Source organism: Nonomuraea helvata, from assembly GCF_039535785.1.
Taxonomy (GTDB): Bacteria; Actinomycetota; Actinomycetes; order Streptosporangiales; family Streptosporangiaceae; genus Nonomuraea; species Nonomuraea helvata.
The window spans coordinates 1945063-1965521 of the sequence record NZ_BAAAXV010000009.1; the positions used below are offsets into that span (position 1 = coordinate 1945063).

Consider the following 20459-nt stretch of genomic DNA (forward strand, 5'->3'; position numbering starts at 1 on the left):
TCGACGAATGTCTAAGTAGTGCTGAGTTTGCGCCTCTGCTTAGGAATCTGTCAAATTAGAGATATGTCGAAACAGGAGCTGCCGGTGCTCGCCTCCGAGTGCTGCACACCGCTGATCGCGGAGCCGATCGCTGAAGATGAGGCCGCCGAGATGGCGCGTGTGTTCAAGGCGCTCGGCGACCCGATCCGGTTGCGACTGCTGTCCCTGATCGGCGCGCACGAAAGCGGCCGCCAGGTTGGTGACGGGGTGTGCGTGTGCGAGTTGACTGGTGCCTTCGCGGTGACGGCGCCGACGATCTCGCATCATCTGAAAGTGCTGCGTGAGGCTGGTCTGATCGACAGCCAGCGGCGCGGCACCTGGGTCTACTACTGGATCATCCCGGCCACACTGAAGCGTCTGACCAGTGTTCTCGCCCTGCCCGAGACGCTTGTCGCGGACGCGCGGTGAACCTGGCGCGCCGGACGCTTGCCGAGTTCGCCGGCACCGCCGCTCTGGTGGCCGTGGTGGTCGGCTCCGGCATCATGGCAACCGATCTTTCGCGTGACGTCGGCGTACAACTGCTGGCCAACAGTCTGGCCACGGCGGCGGGCCTGGCGGTGCTCATCTTGATCCTCGGGCCCGTGTCCGGCGCGCACTTCAATCCGGTCGTCTCGGTGGCGGCCTGGGTACTCACCCGACGCGACGCTGCCCCGGCGATGCGCGGACGGGAGGTGGCGGCCTACCTGCCTGCCCAGGTCGCCGGAGCCGTCGCGGGAGCCGTCCTGGCGAACGCCATGTTCGCGCTCCCTGCCGTTCAGATATCGGCTCGTGACCGGTCGGCGCCTCACCTGCTGCTGGGTGAGGTGGTGGCCACCGCGGGACTCATCGTGGTCGTCTTCGCGTTGGCCCGGCAAGGCCGCGCCGCGCTCGCCCCGGTCACGGTCGGCGGCTACATCGGCGCCGCCTACTGGTTCACCAGCAGTACGAGCTTCGCCAACCCCGCTGTCACCCTGGGGCGGGCCTTCACCGACACCTTCGCCGGGATCGCCCCTGCTTCGGTGCCCGGGTTCATCGTCGCCCAACTGGCCGGTGCCGCGCTCGGCGGCCTGCTGCTGGTCGTGTTCTACCCGAACAACCCGCAGCCCGGTACGGAGCCCGCCCGTGGCTCCGCCTACCAGGCCGCCGCTGATCAGCCTCGATAGGAGACAGCCATGTCCGATCAGATCGATGCGCCGCAGGTGTTGTTCGTGTGCGTGCACAACGCGGGCCGCTCCCAAATGGCCGCCGCCTTCCTGACCCACCTGGCCGGCGATCGGGTACGCGTGCGCTCGGCCGGTTCCGCGCCCGCCGATCAGGTGAACCCGGCCGTGGTGGCGGCGATGGCAGAGCGTGGCATCGACATCTCCGCCGAGATCCCCAAGATGCTCAGCATCGATGCTGTACAGGCCAGCGACGTCGTGATCACCATGGGTTGCGGCGACGCCTGCCCCATTTTCCCCGGCAAACGTTACGAGGACTGGGTGCTGGACGACCCGGCCGGGCAGGGCGTCCAAGCCGTACGCCCGATCCGGGACGCGATCGAGGCTCGTGTACGTGCGCTGATCGCTGACCTCATCCCCACTCCCGCAGACAGGTGAGCGTCACCACGAACCCGGGCGCGACGGCCCACGGGCCACTCATCGAGTCCATGCGTGCCGCCCATGCCGATCAGGTGCTGGCCGTCTACCAGCTCGGCATCGACGAAGGCCAGGCCACCTTCGAGACCACCGCCCCGACCTGGGCGCAGTTCGACGCGTCCAGGCTGTCCGACCACCGCCATGTCGCCCTGGGCACCCTCGACGGCACGCCCGGCCGGGTACTCGGCTGGATCGCCGCGTCGGCCGTCTCGGCCCGCAGCGCCTACGCCGGGGTGGTCGAGCATTCGGTCTACGTGCACCCGGGTGCCCGCCGCCGTGGCGTCGGCCTGGCACTGCTGCGGGCACTGATCGCCTCCACCGAGGCCGCAGGCATCTGGACGATCCAGTCCGGCATCTTCCCTGAGAACATCGCCAGTCTGGCCCTGCACGCACGCGCCGGGTTTCGGGTGATCGGCACCCGTGAACGCATCGGCCGCCACCACGGGATCTGGCGGGACGTCGTCCTGATCGAGCGCCGCAGCCCCACGGTGACGTGAACTCTCGGCCGGAGGCCGGCCGCTCTCATCCTGGAGGCTTTCCGGACCGCCTTTCATCGTCTATCGTCGATTAACGATGGATGGAGAGAAGGGCCCGCTTGATCGGCCGACCGCAGCCACGTACGCCTCGTGGTTCAAGGCCCTGGCCGACGCCACCCGCGTGCAGATCGTCTCGCTGCTGGCCCGCCGTGGCGTGCCGATGAGCGTGGGCGAAATCGTCGAAGCCGTGGACGTGGGCCAGTCCACCGTCTCAGCGCACCTCAAGACCCTTTCAGAGGTGCGGTTCGTGCTGGTCGAGCGCGTCGGCACCTCGGCGTTCTACTGGATCAACACCGCGTGTGTGGAGTGCTTCCCCAGCGCCGCCGATCTCGTCATGGGCCGCCCTGCTCCCGCACCGCCCACCTGTACCCCCGCGTCAGGAGACACCGATGAGTGAACCCACCGATCGGCGTGAGGCCACCGTTCAGCGCTACTCCGGGCTGGCCCAACTGGCGGCGTCCGGCGGCACGCCGCTGGACTGCGAGGCCGGCGCTTTCACCGACGGCTGCTTCGGCGCCGCCGCCTACGCCGACAGTGACGCACCCGATGTGCCGGAAGCGGCCCTGCGCGCCAGCCTCGGCTGTGGCAACCCGCTCGCCGTCGCCGACCTTCACCCCGGCGAAACGGTGCTGGACCTTGGCTCCGGCGGCGGCCTGGACGTACTGCTGTCCGCCCGCCGCGTCGGCCCCACCGGCCGCGTCTACGGCCTGGACGCCAGCCTCGACATGCTCGCCCTGGCCCGCGCCAACGCCGAACAGGCCGGAGCGAAGAACGTCGAGTTCCTGCATGGCCACATCGAGGACATCCCGCTGCCCGAGGCCGCTGTGGACGTCGTCATCTCCAACTGCGTCATCAATCTGTCCACGGATAAACCCGCCGTGCTGGCCGAAGCCTTCCGCGTCCTGACACCCAGAGGACGCCTGGGTATCAGCGACGTCATCGCCGACGACGGCCTGGACCCCGACCAGCGGGCCGCCGCCGAACAACACGTCGGCTGCGCCAACGGCACCCTCACCGCTCGCGAGTATGAGCACGTACTACGAGACGTGGGCTTCGCCAGCATCCGCATCACGCCCACCACCGACGCTGGTGGCGGGCTCCACTCCGCCATAGTCCAGGCCCTCAAGCCCAGCCCTAGTTGACGTGGATCGTTCGTTGAGAGGGTGTTGCTGAACTCTTGATCCCGGACACCACCGTCCCCGGGATGAATGGAAGGCATGAGAGAGGCCCCATGCGCATATCGGCGACCAAGGTCGAGCAGTATACGGCGATTCGCAACGTTTGCCCTGTCCGCTACCGGCACCTCGGGGCGATGTCCCTCGTCGATATGTCCGCGCGTTCGGGGGCACGGCCAGCGCGGCCAACGCGACTCCGAGCCGTCGTTCCGTCGCGAGGGAGAGGCCAACGTGCCAGGATAAATCACGTCAAGCCGTAACTCGCGTGGGCCGGTATCGCAGGGCGACCGCCCCCGACCGGAACTTACGGCGGTCCACGGGCTCGAGCTGGATGCGCTCGCGCAGACCGGCGAGCAACGTCGGCCCGTGTCCGGCAAGGACCGGCTGCACAAGGAACTCGTACTCGTCGATCAGTCCCAGATCTGCCAACGCCAGGGGGAGCGTCACGCCACCCACCCACAGGCCCTCGCCTGACTCCTGCTTGAGCCGCTGAACCGCTTGCCCGAAGTCGCCTCGCACCAGCTCGGCATTCCAATCGACCGCGCTCAGCGTGCTCGACACGACGTACTTCTTCGCCCGGTCGATGGTCTCGGCGAACGGGATCTGCCACTCATCCATCCAGTCAGGCCACGTGTCCGTGGCCGGCTTCCGCCACGCCGACTCCATCATCTCGTAGGTCACCCGGCCGAATAGCAGGGCATCGGCTCGCTCCATCTCAGCGGTCCAGTAACGCATCGACTCCTCGTCCGGGGGGAGCCCTGCCTCGTGATGGCAGCAGCCGTCGAGCGTGACGTTGATCGAGTATCGAAGTGGTCTCATCTCGTTGCTCTCCCTTGATGCGCGCAGCGCGTTTTCACCGGACGTCTACTTAGACGGCTGTCGGCGCCATTTCTCATCGGCGCCCGATCCCACCTGCTCAACACCGTCGTGATGCGAACCAGACCGCAGACCGAGCGCGCGACCGATTCGGGCGCTCGGGGCGTTCAGGTTCGCAACGGGTCTCGAAGCGCCCTGCGAGACCTACTGCCCCTCCAGCGCGCGGTGGGGATCGCGCTCGGCCTGCGTCAAGGTGAGGCCCTGGGCCTGCGCTGGGCGCACGTGGACCTCGACAAGGGCATTCTGCGGGTGCGGCGCAGTCGTCAGCGTCCCAAGTACGCCCATGGCGGTGGCGACCAGCCCTGTGGCCGGAAACCCGGCTACTGCCCGAAACGCAAGCAGGTCAACGAGGCCACGTCAGACACCAAGTCGAAGGCTGGACGGCGCGTGATCGGCCTGCCGGATGAGCTGGTGACCCTGCTCAGGAAGCACAAGGCAGAGCAGGACAGGGACCGCGAAGAGGCTCGCCAGCTCTGGCAAGAGGGGGACTGGGTCTTCACCACGGCGACCGGCCAGCCCGTGAGTCCGTACACCGACTACCACGAGTGGAAGGCCCTGCTCAAGGCCACTGGCCTACGGGATGGCCGTCTTCACGACGCCCGCCACACCGCCATTCTCGGCGTGCCTGAGCGCACGGTCATGGCGATCATGGGGTGGTCCGGCTCGGGCATGGCGGCGCGGTATCAGCACGTGACAGACGGCATCCGGCAGACCGTGGCCAAGCAAGTCGGGGGTCTCATCTGGGAGGCAGACAGGGGCTCTGGAAAGGCCAACTGAGACCCAAACTGAGACCCGAATAGCGAAAGGGGCCGACTTGGATGGGGTCGGCCCCTTCGCGTTTACTGCCTCAACCAGGCGCGGAGGATAGGGGATTTGAACCCCTGATAGGTTGCCCTATACACGCTTTCCAAGCGTGCGCCCTCGGCCACTAGGCGAATCCTCCGCCGACGAGCTTACCGGACTTCTGGGCGTGCGCAGACCACCTTTTCCGGGGTGGAGCAAGCACTGCGGCATCCGGCTAGACTGTTCAGGGACCCCTCGCGCGGCGTCATCCTGTGAACCTCCCCAGGGCCGGAAGGCAGCAAGGATAAGCGGGCTCTGGCGGGTGTGCGAGGGGTCTCTTCGTTGAGAGCCCCTCGCAGGCGGGATGGTCGCATGAGCCTTGCGCTTTATCGCAAGTACCGGCCCGGGACGTTCGCCGAGGTCAAGGGTCAGGAGCACGTCACCGATCCGTTGCGGCAGGCGTTGCGCACGAGGCGGATCAATCACGCCTACCTGTTCAGCGGTCCCCGCGGATGTGGCAAGACCTCCAGCGCCCGCATCCTGGCGCGCTCTCTCAACTGCGAGCAGGGTCCGACGCCCGACCCGTGCGGCGTCTGCGAGTCGTGCGTCGCGCTCGCCCCGACCGGGCCGGGTCACCTCGACGTCATCGAGATCGACGCCGCCTCGCACGGTGGCGTGGACGACGCGCGCGACCTGCGCGAACGGGCCTTCTTCGCCCCCGTCTCCGCGCGTTACAAGATCTACATCATCGACGAGGCGCACATGGTGACCCGCGAGGGTTTCAACGCGCTGCTCAAGCTCGTCGAGGAGCCCCCGCCGCACCTGAAGTTCATCTTCGCGACGACCGAGCCGGAAAAGGTCATCGGGACGATCAAGTCGCGTACGCACCATTACCCGTTCCGGCTGATGCCGCCCGCGACGCTCCGCGGTCTGCTGGAGGAGATCCTCACCTCCGAGAACGTGCCCTTCGAGCCCGCCGCGCTGCCCCTCGTCGTACGCGCGGGCGCGGGCTCCGCGCGTGACTCGCTCTCCATCCTCGACCAGCTCCTCGCCGGGGCCGAGGAGGACGGCATCACGTACGCCAAGGCCGTCTCCCTGCTCGGCTACACCGACGGCGACCTGCTCGACGAGGTCGTCAACGCGTTCGCGGCACGTGACGGCGGACAGGTGTTCCACGCGGTCAACCGGGTGATCGAGGGCGGCCACGACCCCCGCCGCTTCGCCTCCGACCTGCTCGAACGCTTCCGCGACCTGGTGATCCTGGCGAACGTTCCCGAAGCTGCCTCCAGCGGCCTGCTCGACCGCCCCGCCGACGAACTCGAACGTCTCGTCCAGCAGGCCGCCTCGATGGGCCCGGCCGAGCTGACCCGCGCGGCGGAGGTCTTCAACGCGGGTCTCACCGAGATGCGCGGCGCCACGTCGCCGCGGCTGCTGCTCGAGCTGATGTGCGCCCGCGTGCTGCTCCCCGGCGCCTCGCAGGGCGAGGAGGCTCTGCTCGCCCGCCTCGAACGCCTCGAACGCGGCGGCGCCGTCGCCCAGATGGCCGTACGGGCCGCTCCCGCCGCGCCCGCCTCCGCGGTCGGGGCGCCCACCCCGGCCGCCGTCCCCATTCCGCGGCCCGGCACCGCGTCGGGCCACGCCGGCGCCCGGGTCTCCGCGGTGGCGGGGGATGGTCCGGCCGGCGAGAATGCTCAGGCGCCTGCCGTTCCAGCTGCGCAGCCGCATGCCGCCGGTGCTGAGCCGGCAGCGGTTGCGGGGGCTGACGACCGGCCCGAGCCGGTACGTCCTGGCTCCCCGTCCGCGGGGGCATCAGGCGGTACGCAGGCGGCGGCGGTGGGCGGCGCGCCGCAGACGTCTCAGGCGGAAAGCGGGGGACCGGCCGGCGGCGCTCCCACGGGGAGCGGGGTCGGCGCCGTACAGGCGCAGTGGGCCGCCGTGCTCGCCTCGCTCAAGCAGCGCAGCATCGTGGTCTGGGCGAACGTGAGCACCAACGCCCAGGTGGTGGGCGTGGAAGGCAATATCGTCACGCTGGGCTTCACCCAGGTCGGCGCGATGAAGAACTTCACGGGCGGCGGCAAGGACGCCGTGGTGGCCGGCGCGCTCGGCGACGTGCTCGGCGGCACGTGGCGCGTCGAAGCGGTCGTCGGCGGCTCCCCGCCTCCTCCCCGAGGCTCCTCTCGGCCTCCGTCGCACGGTGGCCCGGCCGGAGGTCACGCCGGCCCGGCCGCGGGTCATGGTGGGCCGGCCGCGGGTAACGGCGCGGTGGCGGGCCCGACAGGGTCGGCCGGGTCGGCCGGGTCTCAAGGGGCGGCAGGCGCGCATGTCGCGTCCCAGCCCCAGGGCCGTACGGCGTCGCACGGCGGCGCCCACGACGCCCAGGAGCCCGGCTCCGACCAACCTCCGGCCGCCTCTCCTGGACGCCAGACCACGGACGAGTCCTGGCCCGACGCTCCCGACGACTTCGGCCCCGGCTCTCCGCCCACCCCGGACCCGACCCGCACGATGCCCGTCGCACAGGCCGCCGTTGCGGTGGCGGCTCCGTCCGGGGGCGTCTCACCGGGTGCGGGCGGTACTGGCATGGCCGCCGCGAAGTCGGCGGCGAGGGCCGCCGCCCAGGCGGGCCCCCGCGCCCCGACCGCCCGTGGCGGCGCCGCGGCCTGGCCGGAGACGGTCCCGAGCCGCAACAAGGTCCCGCTCTCGGACGACGTGGACCCCTTGAACGACGCGGACGCCGACGTGGACGCGGTCTCGGGCATGGCTCTGCTGGAACGTGAGCTGGGCGCCCAGGTGATCGGCGAAATCGACCACACCTGATCCGCAAGCGCCTCTCAGCGACGCGACGCGACGCGCCACACCGCACCGCCCGCTCTACGACGCCCCACTCGGCACGGGTGGACCCTCTTGCTCGTGGCTGCTCGATGGACGTCCCACCCAGATGGTGGGCGGGGTGCGGCCGTGGAGCGTCGAATGGGAGCGCTCCAAAAGGCTCACACGCAAAGGCGGGAGCGCGCGGCGGCGGAGCGGGGGTCGGTGTGGGGAAGGGAGGCGAGGCGCTCCAGGACCTCGTAGTCGTCATGGCCGTTGGAGGTCTGCGCGTACGCCCACAGCTCGTCAGGCGACCCGTGCCGGAGCAGGCACGCACGCACCTGCGCCTCCAGCTCGTCGCGTTCGCGGCGGATCTCCGGCGACTCCGAGCGCAGCAGCAGCGGACCCGTGTACGTGCAGGCCAGCGCACGGGTGTCGTTCACCGACAGGTGGCGTCGCACCTCCAGGAAGTCGGCCTCCAGCGGGCACGTCAGCCGGTACGGCTTGGCCGCGATGGCCTCACCCAGCTGGGTCCGCAGCCGGTGGATCTCCGCCCTGATCGTCACCGGATTGCCGTCGTCCCCGTAGAGGTGGAACGAGAGCTGCTCGGCCGTCAGCCCGTGCGGATGCAGCGCCAGCAGGGCCAGGATCTCCGCGTGCCGCAGCGACAGCGGCCGGTCGAGCTCGCCGAACGTGGCACTGGGCGGCCTCTCGCCGAGGAACGTGAGGGCGAGGGCAGGAGGCGTGTCGGACGGCGCGGGACGCAGGAGGTACCCCTCGGAGAACGGCTCCAGCAGCCCGACGGACCCGTCGCCGAACATCACCTGGCGGCCGGTGAGGCGCAGGCGCTCGCCCAGGTCGCCCGCCGGGTCGCCCAGCAGGACCCGGCCGGTGGACGACAGCAGCACGCCGGGCCGCCCGCGCAGGGACTCGTAGCGGCGGCGCAGGCGTTCGTCGCGCTCGTGCATGCGCAGCGCGAGCTGGGTCTCGGCGAGCTTGGCCGTGGCGGCGACCAGGGCGACGGTGGCCGGATGCAGGCTGCGCGCGGTGCCGCTGACGTCGACGCAGCCGATGACCATGCCGGAGTCGGGATCGGTGATGGGCGCGGCGCTGCACGACCAGATGTGCAGCACCCGCATGATGTGCTCCTCGGAGTAGACGTGCACGGGCCGGCCGGCCGCGAGGGCGGTGCCGATGCCGTTGGTGCCGACGCTGTCCTCGGTCCATTGGTGCCCGTCGGCCAGGCCGATCCGATCGGCGCGGCTCATGATCGAGTGACTGCCGTCACGCCAGAGCACACGGCCGTCACCATCGGTGACGATCAACACCTCGTCGGCCAGGCCGGTGAGCGTCTCGGCGATCATGGGCAGCAACGGGCGCAGGGGATGGGCCTGACGAGCGTCCTTTATGCGGGGACGGTCGTAAACCAGTGGCGCGCTCGTGCTCTCCGGATCGATCCCGGCTTGCAGGGAACGTTCCCAAGATGCGGTGATCAGGCGGCGCGGCAGCTCCGGCAGGGCGCGGCCGGTCCCCGCCGCTTCGTGTGCTCCGCGCAGAAGACGGGAGTACGCGTTGAGATGGGCGTAACTCATCGGTCACTCCAAGTAGTCAATTGAAGCATCCGTCTTGCGGACGATCCGCGCAAGCCATTCGGGGGGATTGCGGAGAGTGGTTGAACGTACGCAACCTGTGTGCAACGTTGGGCTCGTTAGGGTCCTGGATCAACGCGTCGGCGTGGTGCGGCCGCTCCGCCGACGTGGTGGCCGGGTCTCGGACGCTGGAGGGGGGCCGAGATCCGGCCAAAAACATCCCATAGGCGGGGGCACCCCAGTACATGACGCCGCCCAAACCCCGTAGGCTCGTGGAGTCACGAATGCGGAGCCACGAGGAGCGCACCACGGTGAACCCAGGGGATGTCAACCTGCAGCAGCTGCTGGAGCAGGCCCAGCTCATGCAGCAGCAGCTTGTGAGCGCCCAGCAGGAGCTCAACGACGCGCAGATCGAGGGCTCGTCGGGCGGCGGCATGGTCACGGCCGTCGTCAACGGTTCGGGCGAGCTGCTCGAGCTCAAGATCGACCCGAGCGTCATCGACGCCGCCGACCCGCAGGACACCGCCGACACGATCGCCGACCTGGTGATCGCGGCCGTCCGCGATGCCGTCCGCGCAGCCGCCGACCTGCAGCAGGAGAAGCTCGGCCCGCTGGCCCAGGGGCTGGGCGGCGGCGGCCTCGGACAGTTGCCAGGGTTCTAGGCATGTACGAAGGGGTCGTCCAGAACCTGATCGACGAGCTCGGCCTGCTGCCCGGCGTCGGTCCCAAGAGCGCGCAGCGGATCGCGTTCCACCTGCTGGCGGCCGATCCTGCCGACGTCAAGCGGCTGGCGCACGCGTTGCTGGAGGTCAAGGAGAAGGTCCGCTTCTGCCGGGTCTGCGGCAACGTGGCCTCGGAGGAAGAGTGCCGTATCTGCCGCGACCCGCGCCGCGACACGCACGTGATCTGCGTGGTCGAGGAGTCGAAGGACGTCGTGGCGATCGAGAAGACGCGCGAGTTCCGCGGCACCTACCACGTGCTCGGCGGCGCGATCAGCCCGATCGACGGCATCGGCCCCGACGACCTGCGCATACGCGAGCTCATGACGCGCCTGGCCGACGGCCGGGTGACCGAGCTCATTCTCGCCACCGACCCCAATCTCGAGGGTGAGGCGACTGCTACCTATCTGGCCCGTCTGGTCAAGCCGATGGGCATCAAAGTGACACGACTGGCCAGCGGTCTGCCTGTGGGCGGTGACCTCGAGTACGCCGACGAGGTGACCTTGGGCCGCGCGTTCGAAGGACGGAGGCTGCTGGATGTCTGACCAGTGGAGCGCCCTTGCGGAAGAGATCTCCGTGCACGCGCAGGACTACGTCGACGGTCTGACCAGGGTGGCGAACGGTGAGGGCGGAGACGCCATCTGGTCGCTGCTGCTGGTGGAGGTCGCGCAGGTGAGTCTGGCGGGCGCCAAGCTCGGGGCCAACCGCGACGTGATCCTCTCGGGCAACAACGAGCCGCCGATGAGCGAGGACCCCGACATCGACGGGGTGCGCACCGCGCTGGCCGAGCGGCTGGAGGCCGTCGACGACTACGCCGAGGTGTTCGACCCGTACAAGGACACCGGCGTCACCCCGTACCGGCTCTCCGACGACCTGACCGCGGTCGCCGCCGATCTCATCCACGGGCTGCGCCACTACCACGCGGGGCGTCCCCACGAGGCGCTCTGGTGGTGGCAGTACTCCTACTTCAACACCTGGGGCAACCACGCGGGCGCCGCGATGCGCGCGCTGCAGGCCCTGGCCGCGCACTCGCGCCTCGACGTGGCCGAGGAGACCACCGCGGTCTGATCATCCATATTGTGGAACGGCCCATCGGCCGCATGAGATGGCCCCAGTAGACTGGCAGCTCACAGTCCAAACCGGGAGACTCTCGTGGCGCTCGTTGTGCAAAAGTACGGTGGTTCGTCCGTCGCCGACGCGTCCTGCATCAAGCGGGTCGCGCAGCGGATCGTCGCGACGAAAAAAGCCGGCAACGACGTGGTCGTGATCGTCTCCGCCATGGGCGACACGACGGACGAGCTGCTCGACCTGGCCGAGCAGGTGTCGCCGCTGCCTCCGGGCCGCGAGCTCGACATGCTGCTGACCTCGGGCGAGCGCATCTCGATGGCCCTGCTGGCGATGGCGATCGCCAACCTCGGCCACGAGGCCCGTTCGTTCACCGGCTCGCAGGCAGGTGTGATCACCGACTCCACCCACGGCAAGGCGCGCATCATCGACGTGACGCCCAGCCGCATCCGTGAGGCGATCGACCAGGGCCGCATCGCGATCGTGGCCGGGTTCCAGGGCGTCTCGCAGGACACCAAGGACATCACCACGCTGGGTCGCGGTGGGTCCGACACCACGGCGGTGGCGCTGGCGGCGGCTCTGCAGGCCGACGTGTGCGAGATCTACACCGACGTCGACGGCGTGTTCACCGCCGACCCGCGCATCGTGTCGGCGGCGCGGCAGATCCCCAGGATCTCCTACGACGAGATGATGGAGATGGCCGCCTGCGGCTCGAAGATCCTGCACCTGCGCTGCGTCGAATACGCGCGCCGGTTCGACCTGCCGATTCACGTACGCAGCTCTTTCAGCACCAAGGAAGGCACGTGGGTCGTCTCCGACCCTTACACCGAAGGAACCGAGATGGAGCAGCCGATCATCTCCGGCGTCGCGCACGACCGGAGCGAGGCCAAGATCACTGTTGTCGGGGTCCCCGACAAGGTCGGAGAGGCTGCCTCGATCTTCAAAACGCTGGCAGACGCCGAGATCAACATTGACATGATCGTGCAGAACGTCTCGGCCGCGGCCACGGGCCGCACGGACATCTCCTTCACGCTGCCCACGGCCGACGCCCAGACGGCGCTGACGTCGCTGAAGAAGATCCAGGCCCAGATCGGCTACGAGTCGCTGCTCTTCGACGACCAGATCGGGAAGGTGTCGCTGATCGGGGCGGGCATGCGCTCGCACCCCGGCGTCACGGCGACGTTCTTCGCGGCCCTCGCCGACGTGGGGGTCAACATCGAGATGATCTCCACCTCGGAGATCCGCATCTCAGTGATCGTCGGGCAGGACGGCGTCGACGCGGCCGTGACGGCCGCCCACCGCGCGTTCTCGCTCGACGCCGACCAGGTCGAAGCCGTGGTGTACGGAGGTAGTGGACGATGAGCAGCAGGCCCAATCTCGCTCTGATCGGCGCGACCGGTGCTGTCGGCACCGTCATGCGCGACATCGTGTCGTCCCGTGAGGACATCTGGGGCGAGATCCGTCTCGTCGCCTCGCCGCGCTCGGCGGGCAAGGTGCTCCAGGTACGCGGTGAGGACGTCGTGGTCCAGGCCCTCGCGCCCGAGGTCTTCGACGGCATCGACGTGGCCATCTTCGACGTGCCCGACGAGGTGTCGGCGGTGTGGGTGCCGATCGCGGCCGAGCGCGGCGCGATCGCGATCGACAAGTCGGGCACGTTCCGCATGGAGCCGGACGTGCCGCTGGTCGTGCCCGAGGTCAACCCGCTCGACGCCCGCAACCGGCCGCGCAACATCATCTCGACCCCCAACTGCACGACGCTGTCGATGATGGCGGCCATGGGGGCGCTGCACGCCGAGTACACGCTCACCGAGCTGGTCGTCGCCTCCTACCAGGCGGTGTCGGGCGCCGGTGTGGCGGGCTCCGCGCGGCTCTACGACGAGGTCGAGGCGCTGGCCGGCGACCGCACGGTCGGGCAGGCGGCCGGCGACGTACGCAAGGTGCTGGCCAACAAGCTGCCCGAGGACTCGCCGTTCCCCGCGCCCATCGCGTTCAACGTGGTGCCGTGGGCGGGCTCCTACAAGGACGGCGGCTGGGCCTCGGAGGAGCTCAAGCTCCGCAACGAGTCCCGCAAGATCCTCGGCATCCCCGACCTGAAGGTCTCCGCGACCTGCGTGCGCGTGCCGGTGGTCACGACCCACTCCCTGGCCGTGCACGCGCGGTTCGAGCGCGAGATCACGGTCGCCGACGCGCACCGCGTCCTTGAGGCGGCGCCGACGGTGGTCCTCATGGACGCCCCGGCCAACGGCGTGTTCCCGACGCCGCTCGACGTCGTGGGCAACGACCCGACCTACGTGGGCCGCATCCGGCAGGCGATCGACTTCCCCAACACGCTCGACCTGTTCGTGTGCGGGGACAACCTGCGCAAGGGCGCGGCGCTCAACGCGGCGGAGATCGCCGAGCTGATCGCGGCCGAGCTGTAGTCCAGTCCGTCAGATGGTGTGACGCCGTGCTTCCTGCGCGGCGTCCGCCGTCTCACGGCCGCGGCAACCGGCTGCCCGTCCCGCAGGCGTGGCGTCCCGACGGCGGGAGCCCGAACCGGTACTGTGAACGAGCAGCCCTCACCGGAAGAGGATGTCCCAATGGCTGCTCTCGTCGGCGAAAAGCGTGCCTGAGTCCGAGCGGTACAGCGGCGCGCCGTCGCTGCGCACTCCGGCCTTGTCATAATTTTTCGTGATGTACGGATCTATGCAGCTGTTGTGGGAGATGTCGAGCTTGTAGCCGTTCCCATGGCTGTAGACCCCGGGAGCATGGCCTGTTTCCGTGCCGCCCGTCACCATGATCGGGCACTTGCTCTCGCGCCTCAGCTCCATGATTCCGGCGATCGTCCCGGTCCGCACCGAGTCGAGCGAGGTGCAGCGGTGTATGTGCTTGCTCGTGCAGTTGCCGGTCGACTTCGTCCGCACGCCCTCACTCCTCAGCCAGCCGCTGGCGATGGCGTGGGTCATCTGCATGGCCCCTTGCCGGGGCAGGACGCGCGTCAGGTCGACGCGGGCGTTCTTGCGGGGCAGGCGCGGACGCGCCTTGGATATTCGAGCCGATCGGACGCGTACGCGCCCTGCGGCGGGCTCGGCGGCCGGAGGACGTGGCGGCCGCTGCGCGGCCTCGGGCTCCACGATCCAGTCCTGCGTGCCGGCCGATTCGCTCATCGGCTGGTCCAGGAGGTCCACAACGTCGTTGCGGCCCATCATGAGCCATTCGCGGGCCCATGAGCTCTCAGGACGAGGCCCGAGCTCGTAGTCCCAGTCGGTGGGTCCGGCCCTGTCGTGGCTGCTCGGCACCGGCGACCCTCCGGGGTGGGTAGCGGCTGAAGCGGCCGAGGCCAGCGCGATTATGGAGATCTCAACGCCGAGGAGTGCGACTGCTGTGAGACGCACTGTTCCACGTATCCACATGTCGATGCCTTTTCGCGGAAATAGCCCTTCCGCCACAAACGACAATCCCACCATTCACAGGAGATAACTCATGCCGCGGTCGCAACTTTGCCTTGTGGCGGCGATCACCGTGCGGCTCCATGACCTTGGACCGGGAAACCTGCTAAATTGGGCTGCCGCTATGGCCCTGGCCCGACACAACGGAGGGGCGGCAGGCAGATGAGCAGGTTTTCTGCTCGGTGCCCCATCACGACGTAAAGTGACGAACGTGTCCGAAGCCCGAAACCGAGGATCGGAGAGCACCCGAGAGGTCATCGTCGAGACGGCATTGCGGTTGTTCAGGGAGCGCGGCTTCGACGCGACCACAATGCGTGCCATCGCCGCCGAGGCCGGGGTGTCCGTGGGCAACGCCTACTACTACTTCGAGAGCAAGGAGGCGTTGATCCAGGCGTACTACGACCGCGCCCAGGCCGAGCACGAGGCGGCCTGCAAGGAGTTCCTGGCCACCGAGAGATCGTTCGCGGCCAGGCTGAGCGGCGTGCTACGCGAGTGGGTACGCGTGTCCGAGCCCTACCACGAGTTCGCCGTCAAGTTCTACAAGCACGCGGCGGAGCCGACCAACCCGCTGAGCCCGTTCAGCAAGCAGTCGTCGCCCGCCCGCGAGGCCTCCATCGCGATCTACCGCCAGGTCGTCGAGGGGTCGCGCGACCGCATGAACGCCGAGCTCCGCGAGGAGCTGCCCGAGCTGCTCTGGCTGCTGTCCATGGGCATGGTGCTGTTCTGGGTGCACGACACCTCGCCGGGGTGCGCGCGTACGTACCGCCTGATCGAGGTGACGGTGCCGCTCGTGGACCGGCTGGTCGGGCTGTCGCATCTGCCTGGTTTGAGGGGAATTACGAAGGACTTCATCGCGGCGGTCCACGAGTTGCGCGCCTAGAATCACATACCGGTCGGTTGGTACGGTGCGTGAATGAGTCAGAACTGGGGCATGACCATCCCGTTCTCCGATCGCCCGCTGTCCAGGTCGCGGGAGCTGATCGAGGAGCTGCCCGGGCTCGGTTACACCGACGCGTGGTCCGCCGAGGTCAACGGGGCCGACGGGTTCGTCCCGCTGGCCATGGCCGCGCAGTGGGCGCCGGGGCTCAGGCTGGGCAGCGCCATCGTGCCCGTCTCGACACGCGGTCCTGGGCTGCTGGCGATGTCCGCGGCCACGCTGGCCGACCTGGCGCCCGGGCGGTTCGTGCTGGGCATCGGCGCGTCCTCGCCGGCGATCGTGGAGCGGTGGAACGCGGGGCGGTTCGAGCGGCCGTACGCGCGCACGCGTGACACGCTGCGCTTCCTGAAGAAGGCCCTGGCGGGGGAGAAGGTCTCGGAGGCGTACGAGACGTTCGAGGTCAAGGGGTTCAAGCTGGAGCGGGCCCCGGAGGTCCCGCCCAGGATCGTGCTGGCCGCGCTCCGGCCCAGGATGCTCAGGCTGGCCGCCGAGGAGGCCGACGGCGCGATCACGAACTGGCTCTCGCCCGACGACGTACGCAAGGTGCGCGCCGAGATCGGCGAGGGCACGGAGCTGATCGCCCGCCTGTTCGTCTGCGTGAGCGAGGACGCCGACCGGGTGCGCGAGATGGCCAGGTGGATGCTGGCCAGTTACCTGACCGTCCCGGTGTACGCCGCCTTCCACGACTGGCTGGGCCGCGGCGAGGTGCTGCGTCCCATGCACGAGGCGTGGCGGGCCGGCGACCGGCAGGCGGCGCTCAAGGCCATCCCCGACGAGGTGGTCGACGCCCTGATCGTGCACGGCGACGCGGCCACCTGCCGGGCACGGATCCGGCAGTACGTGGACAGCGGGCTCGACACCCCTGTTCTCGCGCCCATCCCGGGCGGGGAGGTCTCCATCGAGCAGGCCGTGCGGGAGCTGGCCCCGAAGGCGTAGGAGCGTGGCATGGACGACGTACTCAGGCTGGACGCGGTCGGTCAGGCCCAGGCGGTCAGGGACGGGCAGGTGTCGGCGCGGGAGCTGGCCGAGGCCGCCATCGCGCACATCGAGGCCCACGACGGCGCGCTGAACGCGGTCATCCACCGCCGGTTCGAGCGGGCGCTGGCCGAGATCGACTCCATCCCGGAGGACGCGCCGTTCCGCGGCGTGCCGATCCTGCTCAAGGACCTCGGCTGGCGGCAGGCGGGCGAGCCGTACAGCGCGGGCTCGAACGTGCGCGACGGCATCGAGCCCGGCGTGGACGGCTACGGCGTCGTGCGGCTGCGCGAGGCCGGGTTCGTCATGCTCGGGCGGACGAACACCCCCGAGTTCGGCAGCACGATCACCACGGAGCCGGTGGCGTTCGGGCCCACGCGCAATCCGTACGACCCCGCGTACTCGCCGGGCGGTTCGAGCGGGGGGTCGGCGGCGGCGGTGGCGGCGGGGATGGTGGCGCTGGCCACCGCGAGCGACGGGGGCGGCTCGATCCGCATCCCGGCGTCCCTGTGCGGTCTGGTGGGCCTCAAGCCGACGCGCGGGCGGGTGAGCGCCGGGCCGGCCATGGGCGAGGGGTGGAGCGGGTTCTCGTGCGCGGGGTTCGTGAGCAGGAGCGTGCGTGACACGGCGGCGGCTCTCGACGTCGTGTCCGGCCTGTACCCGGGCGACCCGTACGACGCTCCCGCCCTGCCGGGGCCGCTGGCCGCCGAGGTGGGCAGGGAGCCGGGGCGGCTCCGGATCGGGTTCGTCGCCAGGCATCCCAACGGGGCCGTGCCCGGGTCGCCCGAGCTGACCGAGGCCGTCACCAGGGTGGCCGCGCTGCTGGAGTCGCTCGGTCACGACGTCGCGCCCGACGGCCCCAGGGCGCTCGGCGAGCCCGGCTTCGCCCAGCAGTTCGGCGCCGTCGTGGCCAACAACCTGGCCGCGCACGTGGCGAGCCTGGGCGAGCTGCGCGGCAAGCCCGTCCAGCCGGAGGAGCTGGAGCCGCGCAACGCCGCCATGCTCGCCGCGGCGCACAAGCACACCGCGGCCGACCACATCCTGGCCACCCAGTGGGTGGACGGCTTCCGACGCCGCATGGCCGCGTGGTGGGGCGAGGGCAACGACCTGCTGCTGATGCCCTCGCTGGGCGTCGCGCCGTTCCCGGTGGGCTGGATCCCGCCGGACGACCTCAGCACCGCGTTCGGCAGGACCGGGCACGCCGTGGCGTACACCTCGCCGATCAACGCGACCGGGCAGCCGGCCATCTCGCTGCCCCTGCACACGACCGAGGCGGGCCTGCCGGTGGGCGTGCAGCTCGTGGCGGCGGCGGGGAGGGAGGACCTGCTGATCAGGGTGGCCGCGCAGATCGAGCTGGTCAGGCCGTTCGAGCACGGGGCGATGCGCTGACCGCCAGGAACTCGTGGCCGTGCCGACGCGTTATGTCGTGAGAGGTCGGGGGTAGGGGGGTTCTCATGATGGCGAAGGCAGCACGGGCAGCGGCGGCGTGGCGTACGTACCGCGAGGTGACCAAGCCAGGCTCGCCCAGCTTGATGACCAGGGTCAGGGCGATTCCACGGATGGTCGGCGCGGTCATGCGCGGGCAGTACGACGGCATGGGCAAGGGCAGGCTGGCCCTGCTCGGGCTCGGGGTGGTCTACATCCTGTCGCCCGTCGACGTGGTGCCCGACTTCCTGATGTTGATCGGCGTGGCCGACGACTTCGGCGTGTTCCTGTGGCTCGCCGCCGCGCTGCTCGGCGAGAGCGGGCGCTACGTCGAGCACGAGCGGCGCGTCATCCAGGCGCGGCTCCTGGAAGAGGAGGCTTAGATCTCCTCCATCCGCAGCCAGGCACGTGAGGGCAGCGGGTGGCCGAACAGACGGGCCGCGTTGCCGTAGGCGACCCTGGCGATGTCGGCGGGCGGGAGCGAGCCCAGGTTGCGGGCCACGGACTTCTGCGTGTCCGGCCAGGTCGAGTCGGAGTGCGGGTAGCCGCTCTCCTGGACCACGTGGTCGAGGCCGACCGCGAGCCGCACGCCCGACAGCGCGTGGTCGTCGAGCGTGCCGAAGAAGAAGTTGCGGCGCAGCACCTCGCTCGGCTTGAGCCCGCCCTCCCACGACGCCTCGCCGGCGACCGGGTGGTCGAGGGCGTAGTCGGCGCGCTCGGCCAGCATCGGGAGCCAGCCCACGCCGCCCTCGACGATGAGGATGCGCAGCGAGGGGAAGCGCAGCGGCACCCCGGACCAGAGCCAGTCGGCGCAGGCGAACATGGCGGTGGTCGGCATCAGCGTGGTGATGGCCTCGATGGGCGTGTCGGGTGAGGGCACGGGCGACCACGACGAGTCGCCCGCGTGCAGGGCGACGACCGTGCCGGTCTCCTCGCAGGCGGCGAAGAACGGGTCCCAGTGGCCGGTGTGGATCGACGGCAGCCGGAGCCGGGTCGGGAACTCGGGGAAGACGACGGCCTTGAAGCCGCGGGCGGCGTTGGCGCGGATCTCCTTGGCGGCCACGTCGGGATCGGGCAGCCACGGGAGCTGCAGGCCGATGATGCGCTCGGGATAGGTGCCCGCCCAGACGTCGATGTGCCAGTCGTTCCACGCCTTGACCAGGGCGAGCCCGAGCTCCTGGTCGCGGGTCCTGGCGAACGGCATGCCGGACTGCCCGGCCAGCATGCCGGGGAAGCACAGCGCGGCCCAGATGCCCGCGACGTCCATGTCCTGGATGCGGGCCTCGATGTCGTGGCAGCCGGGGCGCATGTGCTCGAACCTGATGGGGTCGAGCGTGCGCTGCTCGCGGGGCAGCCCGGCGCCCACGTCGATGCCGGCGCACGGGTAGGTGGCCCCGCCGTAGCGCCAGACCTGGTGCCCCGCCTCCGTCTCCACGACCTTGGGCGCGACCTCGGCATACTTCTCCGGCAACCGGCCTTCGAACAGGTCGGGAGGCTCGATCAGATGATCGTCGGCGGAGATGATCACGTAGTCGCGCCGCCTCGGGTCAGGGTCGGGGAGCAGCGGCGTAGTCACGCAGGTAACCGTACGACGAGCGGATAACGTCGAACAAGCTGCGACGTATCCGTTGGGTCTCCAAGATTGTTGACCCGGGACCGCCGGGAGGGGGATGGCGGGCGGTCCCAGGCCCGGGTTGGGCCGCTCGCCTGGACGCAGCAGGCGCGACCCGGGCTGCCACTACCCGTCCGAGCCCGGTTCAGTCAGCAGATGGTCGCGCAATTCGGCGATGGTGGCGGGGGGAACGTTCAGGACCTGTGTGACGTACCTCTCGATCGAGCCGTGCCGCGCCGTCAGATCGGTGAGGAAGAAGCGCATGGTCTCGGCGGGCGCCAGCCCGAACCCCGGCCACCGCGGCGCGTCAGGGTGCCTCCTGCGCCAATCGGCGATGAACGCCTCGGTGGCCAGCCCGGTGAGCGCGTAGTCCGCCACGATGTCGTCCTCGCTGACGCCCGCCAGCGAGAGGACCAGGGCGGTGAGCACGCCGGTGCGGTCCTTGCCCGCGGCGCAGTGGATCACCACGGGGGCGTTCTCGGCCCGCGCGATCGCCTCCAGCGCGGTCCTGAGGTTGTCGACGCGGTCCTCGGTCATCTCCAGATAGCGGTCGGCGAGATATCTCGCCACGCCGAGCTCCTCGCTGTACACCGAAGTGTCCCAGCGGCGTCCCTCGATGGGGAGGTTCTGGTAGAGCTGCCCCTCGTTCTCCGGGGCTCGTCCCGCCTTCTCGATCTCGAACGGATGGCGCAGGTCGATGACCATGCGGACGCGTAGCCCGCGGTAGGTCGTGAGGTCGTCGCCGGTCAGCCAGCCGAGCGAGTCGGCCCGGTAGAGGCGCTGCCACCTGACGGTGCGCCCGTCCTGGGTGGCATATCCACCTACGTCGCGAAAATTCCGGATACTGGCGAACTCAATGTGGCGGATCACCCTCAATAC

22 protein-coding genes, 1 tRNA gene and 1 other RNA gene are annotated in these 20459 nt (G+C 69.8%); 18 read left to right on the forward strand and 6 right to left on the reverse strand.

All coding sequences use genetic code 11. The annotated features are described in order from the left end of the window. Nucleotides 1-63: 63 nt before the first annotated feature. From ABD830_RS42390 to ABD830_RS42415, 6 genes are all read left to right on the forward strand, one after another. Complete coding sequence (locus ABD830_RS42390) at nucleotides 64-447, forward strand: ArsR/SmtB family transcription factor (RefSeq protein WP_345000102.1); 384 nt, start codon at nucleotides 64-66, stop codon at nucleotides 445-447. After that, nucleotides 444-1181, forward strand: a complete 738-nt coding sequence (locus tag ABD830_RS42395; RefSeq protein ID WP_345000104.1) for an aquaporin — start codon at nucleotides 444-446, stop codon at nucleotides 1179-1181. The genes ABD830_RS42390 and ABD830_RS42395 overlap by 4 nt, the downstream gene beginning before the upstream one ends. A gap of 9 nt (nucleotides 1182-1190) precedes the next feature. Continuing rightward, nucleotides 1191-1616 carry an arsenate reductase ArsC gene (locus ABD830_RS42400; protein WP_345000106.1) on the forward strand — a complete coding sequence of 142 codons (426 nt, stop codon included), beginning with the start codon at nucleotides 1191-1193 and terminating at the stop codon, nucleotides 1614-1616. Next, nucleotides 1613-2152 carry a GNAT family N-acetyltransferase gene (locus ABD830_RS42405; RefSeq protein WP_345000109.1) on the forward strand — a complete coding sequence of 180 codons (540 nt, stop codon included), beginning with the start codon at nucleotides 1613-1615 and terminating at the stop codon, nucleotides 2150-2152. The genes ABD830_RS42400 and ABD830_RS42405 overlap by 4 nt, the downstream gene beginning before the upstream one ends. A 76-nt stretch (nucleotides 2153-2228) precedes the next feature. After that, entirely contained in the window at nucleotides 2229-2588 is a 360-nt protein-coding gene (locus tag ABD830_RS42410; protein ID WP_345000111.1) for an ArsR/SmtB family transcription factor, read from the forward strand. Beyond that, a complete protein-coding gene (locus ABD830_RS42415; RefSeq protein WP_345000114.1) occupies nucleotides 2581-3333 on the forward strand; it encodes a methyltransferase domain-containing protein in 753 nt (250 codons plus the stop codon). The genes ABD830_RS42410 and ABD830_RS42415 overlap by 8 nt, the downstream gene beginning before the upstream one ends. 282 nt (nucleotides 3334-3615) lie before the next feature. On the opposite strand, the gene ABD830_RS42420 is transcribed toward ABD830_RS42415, so the two are convergent. Next, complete coding sequence (locus ABD830_RS42420; RefSeq protein WP_345000116.1) at nucleotides 3616-4185, reverse strand: dihydrofolate reductase family protein; 570 nt, start codon at nucleotides 4183-4185, stop codon at nucleotides 3616-3618. A gap of 222 nt (nucleotides 4186-4407) precedes the next feature. On the opposite strand from ABD830_RS42420, the gene ABD830_RS42425 reads away from it, so the two are divergent. Beyond that, nucleotides 4408-5019, forward strand: a complete 612-nt coding sequence (locus tag ABD830_RS42425; RefSeq protein ID WP_345000118.1) for a tyrosine-type recombinase/integrase — start codon at nucleotides 4408-4410, stop codon at nucleotides 5017-5019. 81 nt (nucleotides 5020-5100) lie between these two features. Here ABD830_RS42425 and ABD830_RS42430 read toward each other — a convergent pair. Then, a tRNA-Ser gene (locus tag ABD830_RS42430) sits at nucleotides 5101-5185 on the reverse strand. 86 nt (nucleotides 5186-5271) lie between these two features. On the opposite strand from ABD830_RS42430, the gene ffs reads away from it, so the two are divergent. Together ffs and ABD830_RS42440 are read left to right on the forward strand one after the other, a co-directional pair. Next, nucleotides 5272-5367: signal recognition particle sRNA small type (gene ffs, locus ABD830_RS42435), an RNA gene on the forward strand. Between the two features lie 30 nt (nucleotides 5368-5397). Beyond that, the gene (locus tag ABD830_RS42440; RefSeq protein ID WP_345000120.1) at nucleotides 5398-7839 is read left to right on the forward strand and encodes a DNA polymerase III subunit gamma and tau; all 2442 of its coding nucleotides are present in this window, start codon (nucleotides 5398-5400) and stop codon (nucleotides 7837-7839) included. A 173-nt stretch (nucleotides 7840-8012) separates the two neighbouring features. On the opposite strand, the gene ABD830_RS42445 is transcribed toward ABD830_RS42440, so the two are convergent. Then, the gene (locus tag ABD830_RS42445; RefSeq protein WP_345000122.1) at nucleotides 8013-9422 is read right to left on the reverse strand and encodes a helix-turn-helix domain-containing protein; all 1410 of its coding nucleotides are present in this window, start codon (nucleotides 9420-9422) and stop codon (nucleotides 8013-8015) included. Nucleotides 9423-9703: 281 nt separating this feature from the next. Here ABD830_RS42445 and ABD830_RS42450 point away from each other — a divergent pair, with 281 nt between their 5' ends. The 5 genes from ABD830_RS42450 (at nucleotide 9704) to ABD830_RS42470 (ending at nucleotide 13623) form a co-directional block, all read left to right on the forward strand. Next, the gene (locus tag ABD830_RS42450; protein WP_378521121.1) at nucleotides 9704-10081 is read left to right on the forward strand and encodes a YbaB/EbfC family nucleoid-associated protein; all 378 of its coding nucleotides are present in this window, start codon (nucleotides 9704-9706) and stop codon (nucleotides 10079-10081) included. A 2-nt stretch (nucleotides 10082-10083) separates the two neighbouring features. Then, nucleotides 10084-10683, forward strand: coding sequence for a recombination mediator RecR (gene recR, locus ABD830_RS42455; RefSeq protein WP_185069491.1), 600 nt, complete (start codon nucleotides 10084-10086; stop codon nucleotides 10681-10683). Continuing rightward, entirely contained in the window at nucleotides 10676-11206 is a 531-nt protein-coding gene (locus ABD830_RS42460) for a DUF5063 domain-containing protein (protein ID WP_345000126.1), read from the forward strand. The genes recR and ABD830_RS42460 overlap by 8 nt, the downstream gene beginning before the upstream one ends. Before the next feature lie 84 nt (nucleotides 11207-11290). Next, the gene (locus tag ABD830_RS42465) at nucleotides 11291-12565 is read left to right on the forward strand and encodes an aspartate kinase (protein WP_345000128.1); all 1275 of its coding nucleotides are present in this window, start codon (nucleotides 11291-11293) and stop codon (nucleotides 12563-12565) included. Further along, entirely contained in the window at nucleotides 12562-13623 is a 1062-nt protein-coding gene (locus ABD830_RS42470) for an aspartate-semialdehyde dehydrogenase (protein ID WP_345000130.1), read from the forward strand. Before ABD830_RS42465 ends, ABD830_RS42470 begins: the two co-directional genes overlap by 4 nt. Nucleotides 13624-13761: 138 nt before the next feature. Here the strand turns inward: ABD830_RS42470 and ABD830_RS42475 are convergent, their stop codons facing one another. Next, on the reverse strand, nucleotides 13762-14481 hold the full coding sequence (locus tag ABD830_RS42475) for a hypothetical protein (RefSeq protein ID WP_345000132.1): 720 nt from the start codon (nucleotides 14479-14481) through the stop codon (nucleotides 13762-13764). A 361-nt stretch (nucleotides 14482-14842) separates the two neighbouring features. On the opposite strand from ABD830_RS42475, the gene ABD830_RS42480 reads away from it, so the two are divergent. The 4 genes from ABD830_RS42480 to ABD830_RS42495 all read left to right on the forward strand — a co-directional run bounded on the left by ABD830_RS42480 (nucleotide 14843) and on the right by ABD830_RS42495 (nucleotide 18351). Then, nucleotides 14843-15511 carry a TetR/AcrR family transcriptional regulator gene (locus tag ABD830_RS42480; protein WP_345000134.1) on the forward strand — a complete coding sequence of 223 codons (669 nt, stop codon included), beginning with the start codon at nucleotides 14843-14845 and terminating at the stop codon, nucleotides 15509-15511. A 33-nt stretch (nucleotides 15512-15544) separates the two neighbouring features. Further along, complete coding sequence (locus tag ABD830_RS42485) at nucleotides 15545-16504, forward strand: LLM class F420-dependent oxidoreductase (protein WP_345000136.1); 960 nt, start codon at nucleotides 15545-15547, stop codon at nucleotides 16502-16504. Nucleotides 16505-16513: 9 nt separating this feature from the next. Beyond that, a complete protein-coding gene (locus ABD830_RS42490; protein ID WP_345000138.1) occupies nucleotides 16514-17932 on the forward strand; it encodes an amidase in 1419 nt (472 codons plus the stop codon). Nucleotides 17933-17997: 65 nt separating this feature from the next. After that, nucleotides 17998-18351, forward strand: coding sequence for a YkvA family protein (locus tag ABD830_RS42495; RefSeq protein WP_345000140.1), 354 nt, complete (start codon nucleotides 17998-18000; stop codon nucleotides 18349-18351). Here ABD830_RS42495 and ABD830_RS42500 read toward each other — a convergent pair. Continuing rightward, nucleotides 18348-19544: an amidohydrolase family protein gene (locus ABD830_RS42500; protein WP_345000142.1), complete on the reverse strand. Its 1197-nt coding sequence runs from the start codon at nucleotides 19542-19544 to the stop codon at nucleotides 18348-18350. The genes ABD830_RS42495 and ABD830_RS42500 overlap by 4 nt on opposite strands. Nucleotides 19545-19706: 162 nt before the next feature. Next, nucleotides 19707-20450 (reverse strand): tyrosine-protein phosphatase, encoded by a 744-nt coding sequence (locus tag ABD830_RS42505; protein ID WP_345000144.1) that lies wholly within the window; start codon nucleotides 20448-20450, stop codon nucleotides 19707-19709. Nucleotides 20451-20459: the final 9 nt, after the last annotated feature.